The sequence below is a fragment of the Chrysanthemum yellows phytoplasma genome (genome assembly GCF_000803325.1).
Classification (GTDB): domain Bacteria; phylum Bacillota_I; class Bacilli_A; order Acholeplasmatales; family Acholeplasmataceae; genus Phytoplasma; species Phytoplasma asteris.
On record NZ_JSWH01000014.1, the window covers coordinates 1 to 11,316 of the forward strand.

Below are 11,316 nucleotides of genomic sequence, written 5' to 3' on the forward strand. Positions count from 1 at the left end.
TTAGAATTGAAAAATATTTATAAATGATGCACATTACAATTTATGTATATTTATAATATATAAATAAAAGGTTAAAAAATGAAAATTAAAAAGATGCCTCCCAAATATAGATTTCATATTCATAAGTATATTAAAATTGTTGTATCTATTATAACAATGATGTTTTTTTTTTGGTATTTTAAATTAAATTTGTCAAATAGATAGTTTTTACAAGCACCAAAATTGAAAGTGAAGGTAAAAATTATATATTATGATTCAAAGGAAAAAAGAAAAATACAAAATTACTGAATATCTAAAATATACTAAATATGTTTTATTATTTATGTTTATGATTTTTTGGGTATGGCTTCATTTTAGTGTGGGGTTATTTCAAAGAGTTAATAATTCTAAGAAATATTTAAGAGTAGCTGTGGTAGCTGATGCAGCTCCTAATAGTTTGACTATTAAATCTGATAAAGATACAAGTAAAGCTCATAGAACTATTCAAGGTGAATATATTTCAGGATTTGATATAGATTTAATTGATAAAATAGTAAAAGCATTACCTCAATAAGAAAAGTATGAAGGTTGTAAATTTAGTCTTTTTGATTTTGATGGGATGTTTACTGCTGTTCAAAATGGTTCATTTGATGTAGCTATTTCTTCTATTAGTATTACTGATAAAAGAAAAGAAAACTTTGATTTTCCTATTGCCTATACTTTGGATAATACAGGGTTTTTAGTAAGAAAAGATGATGCGCGTTTTAAAGATTTGCCAAAAGAAGTAAAATATGAAGATATAAAAGGTATATTAAAAGATTCCAAAGACCCAATTAAATTTTTAACTCTTACTGGTTCTGTGGCTGATAAAGTTATTGAAAATATTAGATCAGATTTAGGAAATTTATTACACATTACTAAATCCAATCCTATTGATGATGCTGTTATGTGTGCTCAAAGCGTTAAAGATAAAGCTTCTGATATTTTTGTAACTGATAGTTATATTACTAAATATTATGCTTCGCAAAATGATGAATTAAAACATATATCAATTATATCTGATGATGCTCGTTTTACTGTTTCTCCTACAGGTTTAGGAATTGTAGTTAAAAAAGGTAATACAAAATTAATTACTCCAATTAATAATGCTTTTAAAGAAGTTTTAAAAAAAGAAGAACTTGTTCTAGAGGGTTATGGTTTAGATGTTAAAGGTATAATTGAGTTAACCAAAGAATTAAAAGAAGAACAATCAAAACCAACTGACAAAGACCTAAATAGAATAAAAACTTTAGAAGACAAAATATCTAAATTTAAAGAAATAACTAATAAATGGTTAGAACAATCTTTAAAAGAGTTAAGTCAAAAACAAGGATTAAATTGGTATCAAAAAGTATCTCTTGTTTTACCTGATTATGCCACACCTTTAAAAACTACTTTATTACTTGCATTAGATGGAGTTATTGTAGGTTTTATCTTAGCTATTGTTTTAACAGGGATTAAAAGTATTAAACCTAATTATCAAACACAAAATCCCTTTATTGTAGTGTTAATACAAAGTTTTCTTTACTTGCTTGATGCAATACTTTATATTTTTAAATCAATTCCAGTAGCAGCTCAAATGATTATAGTTCATTTTGGTTGGAGAGCTTATAATCCTGAATTAAATCCGATGTATTCAGGTATTATAGTGTTATTATTAAATTCAGCAGTTAGTATTACAAATATTTTATTACAAAATATTAAGTTTTTAGATAAAGGACAAGTAGAAGCTTCTCTAGCTTTAGGAATGACTCAAAGACAAACATTTTTTTGTGTTGTTTTCCCCCAAACGCTTAAAAGATCACTTCCTTTTGTAGTACAACAATTTATTGTAAATATTAAAGATAGTGCTTGTTTTGGTGGTTTGGTTGGTCTGTTAGATGTAGCATGGAAAGCCAAAACTCAAATTGTTCAAACAGGAAGCATTGCTATTCCTTATGCTATTACTGCTTGTATTTATTTAGTGTTAATTACGATTGCTAATTTATTTGTTAAATATTTAGAAAAACAAAAAAAAGGAGTTTAGAATGCAATATTTAATTGAAGTTAAAGATCTTTGTAAAAAGTTTGGCGATAAAGAGATTTTAAAAAATATTAATTTAAAAATTAAAAAACAAGAAATAGTAACTATTATTGGTTTTTCAGGTTCAGGTAAATCTACTTTATTAAGATGTTTTAATTTATTAGAAGAACCTAATTCTGGTCAAATTTTAATTGATAATAAAAATATCTTAGATAAAGGAGTAAAATTATCTGATCTAAGAACTAAAGTAGGAATGGTGTTTCAAAGTTTTAATTTATTTGAAGGAAAAACAGTATTAGAAAATTGTTGTTTAGCTCCGATGAAAGTATTAAAATTATCTAAACAAGAAGCTCAAGAAAATGCTTTAGAACGGTTAAAAGAACTAGATTTAGAAGCTCTTGCTAATCAAAGAGTAGAAACTCTTTCAGGGGGACAAAAACAACGTGTTGCTATTGCTAGAGTTTTATGTATGAAACCTGAAGTTATTCTTTTAGATGAACCAACTTCTGCCCTAGATCCTGAATCTACTTTGCAAGTATTACAAACTTTACAAAAATTATCAGAGAAAAAAATAAATCTTATTATTGTAACTCATGAAATGAAATTTGCTCAAAGAGTATCTGATACTATTTATTTTATGGAACAAGGTAAAATTCTTGAAAAAGGTACTCCGAAAGAAATTTTTGAAACTGATAAGTTTCCTAAATCTAAGGCTTTTTTTGAAGATTTTTGATTCCTTATAAATGTATCATTATTTATTAAAATAACCCAAACTGTAATTGCAGTTTGGGTTTTCATTTCTTTTGGGGTAGATAAATTGTTGTAATTGTTTATAATTTAGGGTGATAGAATTATTTAATGTTTTAAATGTTTAGGAATGATTATAATAAATAAATGGAGATAGATAAATATGCAATATTATACTGAAGAAATGATATTAAATCGTCAATTTTTAAATCTTGCTAAAAATATGAAAGCTACAAGACCTCATCAAATATTATGTGGTGGCATTACCGAAGTTTATTACCAGGATAAAGTTTTATATGTTTCAGTTGTCCTAGATACATATAGTCGCAAAATTTTGGCTTATCATGTTTCTGATTATGAAGGCGCACCTTTAATTATAGATACTATTGATAAATTAAATGTATTTGAAAATGATTGCATTTTTTCATTCTTATCTTAAATTTCCATATTATAAATTGGATGTTGAAGAAATTTTAGAAACCAAAAATTTAATTCAGAGTTTGGAAGATAGACAAAGGATTCAAAAAGGACAATCTTCTCCTTGTACTTATTTAACTTCTTTCTTTTCTTCTTTTAAATGTGAATGTATTTATTATGGCATTCCAAACCCTAGAACTATTAATAAAAAAGTTATGATTGAAGCTATTTGTAAATATATGTCATATTATAATTTAGAAAGAATGCATTCATCACTTAATTATGCTACTCCTGATGCATTTGAAAAAAAATATTTTAAAAAGTTAAATGAATAAGTATTTGAAAGTAATTTTGGGTATTGTTTCGAGTTATAAAAAAATCTCCATAAACGAGTTTCCATAATTTTATTTTTACAAATATTACATAATTTATTATGCAATGCAAAAGATATAAAAAAACACTATAATTACACTATTTTATTGCTTTTTTATCTAAATTTTGGTATAATCCTCAGTAGAGTTATTAATAATAAATTGATAATTAAGTAACTAAAAAAAGGAGATTATAATCATGGCTAATATTAAACAACAAAAAAAACGTAATAAAACTAATGAAAAACGTCGTTTGCAAAATGTTTCTTTTAAATCATCTGTAAAAACAGTGGTAAAACAAGTAAAAACTGCAGTTGCAAACGCTGATAAACAAAAAGCCTTAGCTTTATTAAGTGTAGCTTATAAAAAATTTGATAAAGGGGTTTCTAAAAGAGTTTATCACGCTAACTTTTCTGCTAGAAACAAATCTGATTTACAAAAATTAGTAAATACCCTTTAATTTTTCTTTACAAAACTCACAAAAACCACATTAATTAAAACAAACATCAAAACTTATCATAATATTGGACCAACAAACATAACATTAATATTTTAATTGTAATTATTTTATTTAAATATATTTGAGTGGAAAAGGTTGATAAATTTATGTTTTTTTGGGCAAATAAAGTAATTTATGTAACTTCAGGATTTATTGTAGGATCAGTTTTAGGGACAAGTCTATATTTTAGATCGTTATTAAATGAACCTAAATATTTTGCACAAACCACAGTAAAAAAAGGTGTAAATGAAGTTAATAAATTTTTTAGGTACCAAATTGAAATCTCATACAGGAAAACCTTCTTCTAGTGAAGAATTTCTACATTGGTGGTTTGAATTTATAAATGGTTTTAATAATAAAAATAAGTAAAAATTTTTCAAACCCCATTAACTAACAAAATTTATATTCTTACTACATTTATATTTTTCCAATTAAAACTTATTATTTTTGCTACCATTAAATTAATTTTTCCCAAACTAAAGAGGTATTTTTTTATGTTAGATCTGAATTTTGTAGTCCAAAATCTGCCATCTGTTATTGCAAAATTAGAAAAAAGGCAACAAAATTTTGCTTATTTAAATAAATTGCCTCTTTTAGCACAACAAAGAAAATCTTTACTTTTGGAAATACAGGATTTAAGAAGTCAAAAAAATCAATCAGCTAAAAAAGTTGCCCAAAAAGCTAACGACAAAGAAGATATTACTCTTGTTTTGCAAGACACTAATTTTTTGCGTGATGATTTACAAAAACTAGAACAAAATTTAAAACTAAAAGAACAAGAAATTTTTGATATTTTAAGCATTACCCCCAATTTACCACACGATTCTTTACCAATTGGCACAAACGATAAGGACAATAAGGAATTGTATTGCGAAGGACAAATAAGAACTTTTGCATTTACGCCCAAAGACCATGTTTATTTAGGTGAAAAATTAGATATTCTCGACTTTAAAAAGGCTTCTAAAATTTCTGGTAGTGGATTTGTTGTTTGCAAAGGGCTAGGAGCACGCCTCGAAAGAGTCTTAATTCAATTTATGATGGATCTTCATAGTAAAAAAGGTTATCAAGAAATTATTCCTCCTTATATTATCAATGAAAAATCCATGTTTGCAACAGGTCAATTACCCAAGTTTGAAGATGAAGTCTACAAACTTTACAACTCCAAAAATAATTGGTATCTAAATCCTACAGCAGAAGTTCCTACTATTAATTTGCATCGTGAAGAAATTTTTAAACCAGACACACTTCCCATTAAATACGTCGCCTACACTACTGCTTTTCGCCAAGAAGCAGGCTCAGCTGGCAAAGATACTAGAGGAATTTTCAGACAACATCAATTTAATAAAGTAGAATTAATCCAGTTTTGCCATCCCCAAAATTCTTATGAATGTCTAGACCAAATGTTAAAAGATTCCGAAGAAGTGCTAAAACTGCTCAAACTTCCTTATCGTGTTGTTTTACTTTCTACTGGGGATTTGGGTTTTAGTATGGCAAAAACTTATGATTTAGAAGTTTTTTTACCCAGCTATAATTGTTATCGTGAAATTGGTTCTATCAGTAATTCTTGCGATTTCCAAGCAAGACGCGCCAATATTAAAATGAAAAATCCTGCAAATAATAAAAATGAATACGTTCATATTCTAAACGGTTCAGGTTTGGCTGTTGGAAGAACTGTCATTGCTATTTTGGAAAATTATCAAAACCAAGATGGTACTATTACAGTTCCTGAAGTTTTACAGCCTTATTTAGGAACCGATATTATCAAGTAATTTGAATGTTTTTAACAAGAATAATTTAGAATATAGAGTCGAATCTTTTATGAAAAATAAAGTGATTCGGCGTTTTTTATTGGTAAAACAAAAGCCACTAACAAAACCTTTACTATTTTTTTCACCATTTTCAAAGACAACCTCAAAAATTCATTACTTTCATCTTCAAAAATAATTGTGAGGTAATATCAATATGCAAATTAAAAACATTTATTTACGACCCCACAATTCTCAAACTTTTCCTCAACAAATAAAAACCTATATCAAAACCAATATTAATCCATCTTTTTGGGGTTTTGTATCTAATTATCCTTGTTATAATTCTGAGACTATCCAAACTTATCCTTGTCTTTTGTGCCGTATTAAAGACGCTTCTTCGGATTTATTAGGAGTCTTTTTTGATGGTGGCACAAGGACTGCAAGTTTCAAAGGCGAAATAAAATATAGTTTAGATGATTTAAAACAAATGTTAAATGGTGCTCACAATATGTATATTTTTTGGAAAGAACGCCCCTAAAATTTATTTTATAATCCTTAATATTTATTAGAGTTTAAGATTTGCTCCATAAAAATCTTAAATAAAAAATTATAAATGAAGCCAAAAACATTAATCATTCATTGTTTCAAATTCCTAACAATTTATTTTAATAATAAAATAAAGTCCAAATTAATCAGATTTTGCATGCAATCTCAATTGAAAAGAGGCATAATTATTTTATGACACAAACTTCTAACTCCCAATACTTAGTTATTTTATATTATCAATATGCTCCAATAAAAGAACCTCAAACTTTTAGAGACCAACATTTTAAATATTGTGAATCTCTAGGACTTTTAGGACGTATTATCGTTGCCCAAGAAGGTATAAACGGTACTTTGTCAGGTCCAGAAGAACAAATACATAAATACATGGATCAACTAAAACAAGATCCTCGTTTTTGCAACACCGTTTTTAAAATGGAAACTGTAGAGGCACACGTTTTCCCGCGTCTTTCTATTAAAGTTAAGCCCGAATTGGTTAATTTGAGTCTTCAAGAAAACTTTGATCTTACTAAGGACAAAGGTGCTTATTTAGCTCCTCAAGAATTTTTGCAAGCCTTGCAAGAAAAAGATACTTTAATTCTTGATGCTCGTAATGACTATGAATATGATTTAGGACACTTCAGAAATGCAGTTAATCCCAATATTAGACATTTTCGTGATTTGCCAAATTGGGTCAAACAAAACACCCATTTATTAAAAGATAAAAAAATCGTAACTTATTGTACTGGTGGTGTGCGTTGTGAAAAATTTAGCACTTTCTTAAAAAAAGAAGGTTTCGATGATGTCTATCAATTAGAAGGAGGCATCATTTCTTATGGCAAACACCCCGAAACTCAAGGTGCTTTGTGGGATGGTCAAATGTATGTATTTGATCAAAGAATAGCAGTTCCTGTTAATCAAAAAGAACATGTTATCGTTGGTAAAGACTATTTTGATGGCACTCCTTGTGAACGCTATATTAATTGCTCTAATCCTCAATGCAACAAACAAATTTTGTGCCACGAACATAGCGAACACAAATATTTAGGAGCTTGCAGTGATAAATGTAGCAACCATCCGCAAAATAGATATCTCAAAAAGCACAATAATCCAAACTCATAACAAAAAAAACACTCATATTTTAATAAGATATGTTATAATAATGTATGATTATTGTATTTTTTTGGTTTGGCTGCAATACCCAATTAAAAAAATATAAAAACCATTGTTTTTAAACAATTAATTATTATCAGATCCAATAAATTATCCAAGATAATTTGCAATTTTTGCAAGGAGGAAAGAAAATGTTTGCAATCATCAAAACTGGGGGAAAACAATTTCGTGTTTCTGAAGGACAAGAAATTTATGTTGAAAAAATAAATGTTGAGCCAGAAACAACTTATCAATTTCAAGAAGTTTTAGCTGTTGGTGGCTCCAATCCTGTTTTAGGCACCCCTTTTGTTAAAGACGCTAAAGTAACAGCTCAAGTAATCAAGCACGACCGCGCTAAAAAAATTATTGTGTTTAAGTATAAAAAACGTAAAAAATATCGTTGTAAACAAGGACACAGACAATCCTATACTAAACTTTTGATTACTAAAATCACTGTTTAAAAACTATGATTCGCTATTGTTTTTACAAAGAACAAAAAAAAATTACTAGTATTCAAGTTTGGGGGCACGCTTTATATGCTCCTAAAGGTTTTGATATTGTGTGTGCTTCGGTTTCTACTGCTATTATTGTAACTTTAAATGCTTTAGAAAAACTTCAATTCCAAACAGATATTACCTATAATCTACAAGATAAGTTGTTTGAATTAGAAGTGAAAACCACCCAAAATACTGTTCTTTTTACTTTGCTAGATAATTTAGAATACACTATCTGCAATTTAGCCAAACAATATCCCAATAATTTTAAAAAAATATCTCAAATTCAAACAAGAAAGAGGTTATAACATGTTATTGCAATTACAAATCCAGTTATTTGCTTCTAAAAAAGGAGCAGGTTCTACTCGAAACGGTAGAGATTCTCATTCCAAAAGATTAGGTGCTAAACTTTCTGACGGTCAATTTGCCAAAGCAGGCGCTATTATTTATCGTCAAAGAGGAACCAAAATTCACCCTGGTTTTAATGTTGGTAGAGGTGGAGATGACACTTTATTTGCTAAAATGAGTGGCATTATTAAATTTGAAAAAAAGCATGGTCGTAAAAAAGTTTCTGTTTATATGCAATAATTTTTTTATGCATTTAATGAAAGCAGGTATTTAGTTTGCATTTTGTTGACGAAGCCTTTAATGAAGTTTTTGCTGGCAATGGTGGTCATGGCATCGTTGCTTTTAGAAGAGAAAAATATGTAGCTTTTGGAGGACCTGCTGGTGGCAATGGTGGCAACGGCGGGTCTGTTATTTTTGTAGGCGACAAAGACGAGACTACCTTATTAAAATTAAAATATCAAAAACATCTTAAAGCACCACATGGAATAAATGGCAAAAATAAAGGTCAAAATGGAGCCAACGCCCCTCATCTTTATGTTAAAGTTCCTTTGGGGACAGTTTTTTATACTGCTGATAACAAGTTTTTAGGAGAGATTTTATACGATCAACAAACCTTAGTTATTGCTAAAGGCGGCAAAGGCGGCAAAGGTAATAAAGCATTAGCTACTTTTAAAAATCAAGCTCCAAGTTATGCTGAAAAAGGTGATTTAGGTGAAAGTTTTAAAATCAAAACAGAACTTAAAGTTTTAGCTGATATTGGTTTATTAGGTTTTCCAAGTGTTGGTAAATCCTCTCTTATTTCTGCTATTTCCAAAGCCCAACCCAAAGTTGCTTCCTATCCTTTTACCACAATTAAACCTCATTTAGGAGTTGTTGAAGTAGATGGTTTTCGTTTTGTAGTTTCTGACCTACCAGGACTAATTGCCAATGCTCATTTAGGTTGTGGTATGGGAATTCAATTTTTAAAACATATTGAAAGATGTCGTGTTTTAGTTCATATTTTAAGTATGGAAAGTGCCAACCCTTACCAAGATTTCCAAACTTTAAATCAAGAATTAAGTCAATACAATCCCCAATTATTACTTAAAAAACAAATTATTGTTACCAATAAAATGGATTTACCTGATGCTTTGCAAAAACTTACTCTTTTAAAACAACAAATCAAAGACCAACCAATTATCCCTCTTTCTTTAGTTTCTTTTGATAATTTAGAGACCTTAAAATATGAAATGAGCTCCCTTTTACAAAATACTCCCTTAGAAGTTACTCCAAACAAAAACAACGAATTTAAATTATACACCCTTCCCGATAATCAAAATACTATTTCTGTTATTAAAGAAAGTGATTCTGTTTTTGTTGTGTCTGGTAAGCAAGTAGAAACTTTTTTTCATCGTACTGATTTTAACAACGAAGAAGCTGTAAAAAGATTTAATAGAATATTGAAAAAAATAGGAATGGAAGAACAATTACAAAAACAAGGAGCCAAACCAGGAGATCAAGTTAAAATTTGTGATCGTTTGTTTGATTTTTTATAATTGGGTAATTATAACATAAAGAAATTATATTTTTGATCCATAAAAAAATGCTAAATCACTCCCCTTATTATTTAAAAATATTTTTCTTACACTTCATAACCTCCCATTATAAATCTTTTTTGCCCCCAAAACTAAATAAACAAATGCAAGATCTTAATATAAGATCTTTTTTATTACCCAAAACCAACAAAAACAATATACAAAGCAAATAAAACAACATAACCCCCCCTTAAACAACCCAAATTTTACTTTCCCCAGTCAAAAATATAACCTAATTCATCAAAATTGAGTTATAATAAAATAAAAAGCAAAAACAAATACTTAAAACAAAAGGACTAAATCATGAATTTTGTAACTAGAAATACTAGAATTTATATATCTGATTGTGCTAATTATATTATTAAAAGAATTGATGTTAATCATATGAAACTCCAAAAGCTACTTTACTATTCTTATGCTGCTTATTTAGTTAAATATAAAGAATCTTTGGCTGTTAATCTAGTAGAAGCATGGCAAAAAGGACCTGTTTTTAAAAGATTATATCAAAAACTTAAACATTATGACAAAGACGAAATTATTAAAGATCCTGTTTCTCAAACTTTTGAAAGTAAATTAAATTGGGAAAGAAAACAAGTAATGTATTTCATTATTTCCAAATATGGATGGGTAGATTCAGGATCTTTGATGAGGCAATCCATGAGAGAAGCTCCCTTTGATAATTATTTTGAAGAAACTCCAATGTATCATTTTCCCAAAGCCTGTTATATTCCTGATGAGGCAATATATCATTATTTTAAAGATTCTAGTAATTGGTATGTTTTTCCTAAATATTGTCCTACTTGTTTACAAAGGATGTAAAATATTGTGGATTGTTAAATAAAATTAATAAAATATCTACAAACATAATTTAAAGATTGCATTTTACTTTAATGTTTGATACAATAAAAGAGGTCAATGGAAGTGGCTGAGGTTTAAAATAAGTATTTTAAGCTTAGGAAAGTCCATGTTAGCACATGCTGCGATTGCATGTAGTGTTTGTGTCTAAGGAATTAATAACTTAGAGTACTGTAAAAAGTAACGGCGTTTTTTATCTCTAAGGATTGCAATAATTACATTATTTTAATCTATGAGATAAAAACTGAAAGTGTCACAGAGACGAGTTAATTAGAAATAATTAAGTGAAACGCGATAAACCCCTCAAGCTAACAACCCAAAATAATGGTAGGGGCATGCAAAGCGATTAAATGAAATTAGTTTTGCACTACTTATTAGTAGAAGATAAATAGCCACACTTGTTTAACAAGAACAGAACATGGCTTATGCACATTGACCTTTTTTATTAAATTATTTAAAAATCAATAAAGATTATTTGCTTGCTATTATATTTATTATTTGGTATATCTATATTTTGGCAAGAATAT

Annotated in this window: 14 protein-coding genes, 1 other RNA gene and 1 pseudogene; all 16 read left to right on the forward strand. The window is 28.2% G+C overall.

Annotation, left to right across the window (positions count from 1 at the left end):
* The first annotated feature begins 250 nt into the window (after positions 1 to 250).
* The 16 genes and pseudogenes from OL66_RS04205 to rnpB all read left to right on the forward strand — a co-directional run bounded on the left by OL66_RS04205 (position 251) and on the right by rnpB (position 11,220).
* Positions 251 to 553: a hypothetical protein gene (locus tag OL66_RS04205; protein WP_238568759.1), complete on the forward strand. Its 303-nt coding sequence runs from the start codon at positions 251 to 253 to the stop codon at positions 551 to 553.
* A 27-nt stretch (positions 554 to 580) separates the two neighbouring features.
* A pseudogene (locus tag OL66_RS04460) lies at positions 581 to 1,147 on the forward strand (transporter substrate-binding domain-containing protein); the annotation flags it as partial.
* A 375-nt stretch (positions 1,148 to 1,522) separates the two neighbouring features.
* Positions 1,523 to 2,044 (forward strand): ABC transporter permease subunit, encoded by a 522-nt coding sequence (locus OL66_RS04465; protein ID WP_274518115.1) that lies wholly within the window; start codon positions 1,523 to 1,525, stop codon positions 2,042 to 2,044.
* Between the two features lies 1 nt (position 2,045).
* Complete coding sequence (locus OL66_RS00235; RefSeq protein ID WP_024563301.1) at positions 2,046 to 2,774, forward strand: amino acid ABC transporter ATP-binding protein; 729 nt, start codon at positions 2,046 to 2,048, stop codon at positions 2,772 to 2,774.
* A gap of 177 nt (positions 2,775 to 2,951) precedes the next feature.
* Positions 2,952 to 3,227 (forward strand): hypothetical protein, encoded by a 276-nt coding sequence (locus OL66_RS00240; RefSeq protein WP_034171999.1) that lies wholly within the window; start codon positions 2,952 to 2,954, stop codon positions 3,225 to 3,227.
* Between the two features lie 61 nt (positions 3,228 to 3,288).
* The gene (locus OL66_RS00245; RefSeq protein ID WP_162178803.1) at positions 3,289 to 3,540 is read left to right on the forward strand and encodes an IS3 family transposase; all 252 of its coding nucleotides are present in this window, start codon (positions 3,289 to 3,291) and stop codon (positions 3,538 to 3,540) included.
* 235 nt (positions 3,541 to 3,775) lie between these two features.
* Positions 3,776 to 4,036, forward strand: a complete 261-nt coding sequence (gene rpsT / locus OL66_RS00250) for a 30S ribosomal protein S20 (protein ID WP_011160456.1) — start codon at positions 3,776 to 3,778, stop codon at positions 4,034 to 4,036.
* A 533-nt stretch (positions 4,037 to 4,569) separates the two neighbouring features.
* Positions 4,570 to 5,844, forward strand: a complete 1,275-nt coding sequence (serS, locus tag OL66_RS00260) for a serine--tRNA ligase (RefSeq protein ID WP_034172002.1) — start codon at positions 4,570 to 4,572, stop codon at positions 5,842 to 5,844.
* A gap of 193 nt (positions 5,845 to 6,037) precedes the next feature.
* Positions 6,038 to 6,361 (forward strand): hypothetical protein, encoded by a 324-nt coding sequence (locus OL66_RS00265; RefSeq protein WP_034172003.1) that lies wholly within the window; start codon positions 6,038 to 6,040, stop codon positions 6,359 to 6,361.
* A gap of 200 nt (positions 6,362 to 6,561) precedes the next feature.
* Entirely contained in the window at positions 6,562 to 7,488 is a 927-nt protein-coding gene (locus tag OL66_RS00270; RefSeq protein WP_034172004.1) for a rhodanese-related sulfurtransferase, read from the forward strand.
* Between the two features lie 182 nt (positions 7,489 to 7,670).
* Positions 7,671 to 7,979: a 50S ribosomal protein L21 gene (gene rplU / locus OL66_RS00275; protein ID WP_034172005.1), complete on the forward strand. Its 309-nt coding sequence runs from the start codon at positions 7,671 to 7,673 to the stop codon at positions 7,977 to 7,979.
* 5 nt (positions 7,980 to 7,984) lie between these two features.
* The gene (locus OL66_RS00280; protein WP_034172006.1) at positions 7,985 to 8,320 is read left to right on the forward strand and encodes a ribosomal-processing cysteine protease Prp; all 336 of its coding nucleotides are present in this window, start codon (positions 7,985 to 7,987) and stop codon (positions 8,318 to 8,320) included.
* Position 8,321: 1 nt separating this feature from the next.
* Complete coding sequence (gene rpmA, locus OL66_RS00285) at positions 8,322 to 8,600, forward strand: 50S ribosomal protein L27 (protein WP_034172007.1); 279 nt, start codon at positions 8,322 to 8,324, stop codon at positions 8,598 to 8,600.
* A 35-nt stretch (positions 8,601 to 8,635) separates the two neighbouring features.
* A complete protein-coding gene (obgE, locus tag OL66_RS00290; RefSeq protein ID WP_034172008.1) occupies positions 8,636 to 9,895 on the forward strand; it encodes a GTPase ObgE in 1,260 nt (419 codons plus the stop codon).
* 342 nt (positions 9,896 to 10,237) lie between these two features.
* Complete coding sequence (locus tag OL66_RS00300) at positions 10,238 to 10,753, forward strand: Panacea domain-containing protein (RefSeq protein WP_052177919.1); 516 nt, start codon at positions 10,238 to 10,240, stop codon at positions 10,751 to 10,753.
* 95 nt (positions 10,754 to 10,848) lie between these two features.
* Positions 10,849 to 11,220, forward strand: an RNA gene (rnpB, locus tag OL66_RS03665) — RNase P RNA component class B.
* Positions 11,221 to 11,316: the final 96 nt, after the last annotated feature.

Excerpts from the sequence above, each read along its gene's own strand:
- OL66_RS00235 (WP_024563301.1), top strand. The coding sequence starts at position 2,046 with ATGCAATATTTAATTGAAGTTAAAGATCTTTGTAAAAAGTTTGGCGAT.
- OL66_RS00300 (WP_052177919.1), top strand. The coding sequence starts at position 10,238 with ATGAATTTTGTAACTAGAAATACTAGAATTTATATATCTGATTGTGCT.
- OL66_RS00265 (WP_034172003.1), top strand. The coding sequence starts at position 6,038 with ATGCAAATTAAAAACATTTATTTACGACCCCACAATTCTCAAACTTTT.
- OL66_RS04205 (WP_238568759.1), top strand. The coding sequence starts at position 251 with ATGATTCAAAGGAAAAAAGAAAAATACAAAATTACTGAATATCTAAAA.
- OL66_RS00240 (WP_034171999.1), top strand. The coding sequence starts at position 2,952 with ATGCAATATTATACTGAAGAAATGATATTAAATCGTCAATTTTTAAAT.
- rpsT (WP_011160456.1), top strand. The coding sequence starts at position 3,776 with ATGGCTAATATTAAACAACAAAAAAAACGTAATAAAACTAATGAAAAA.
- OL66_RS00270 (WP_034172004.1), top strand. The coding sequence starts at position 6,562 with ATGACACAAACTTCTAACTCCCAATACTTAGTTATTTTATATTATCAA.
- rpmA (WP_034172007.1), top strand. The coding sequence starts at position 8,322 with ATGTTATTGCAATTACAAATCCAGTTATTTGCTTCTAAAAAAGGAGCA.
- rplU (WP_034172005.1), top strand. The coding sequence starts at position 7,671 with ATGTTTGCAATCATCAAAACTGGGGGAAAACAATTTCGTGTTTCTGAA.
- OL66_RS00280 (WP_034172006.1), top strand. The coding sequence starts at position 7,985 with ATGATTCGCTATTGTTTTTACAAAGAACAAAAAAAAATTACTAGTATT.
- serS (WP_034172002.1), top strand. The coding sequence starts at position 4,570 with ATGTTAGATCTGAATTTTGTAGTCCAAAATCTGCCATCTGTTATTGCA.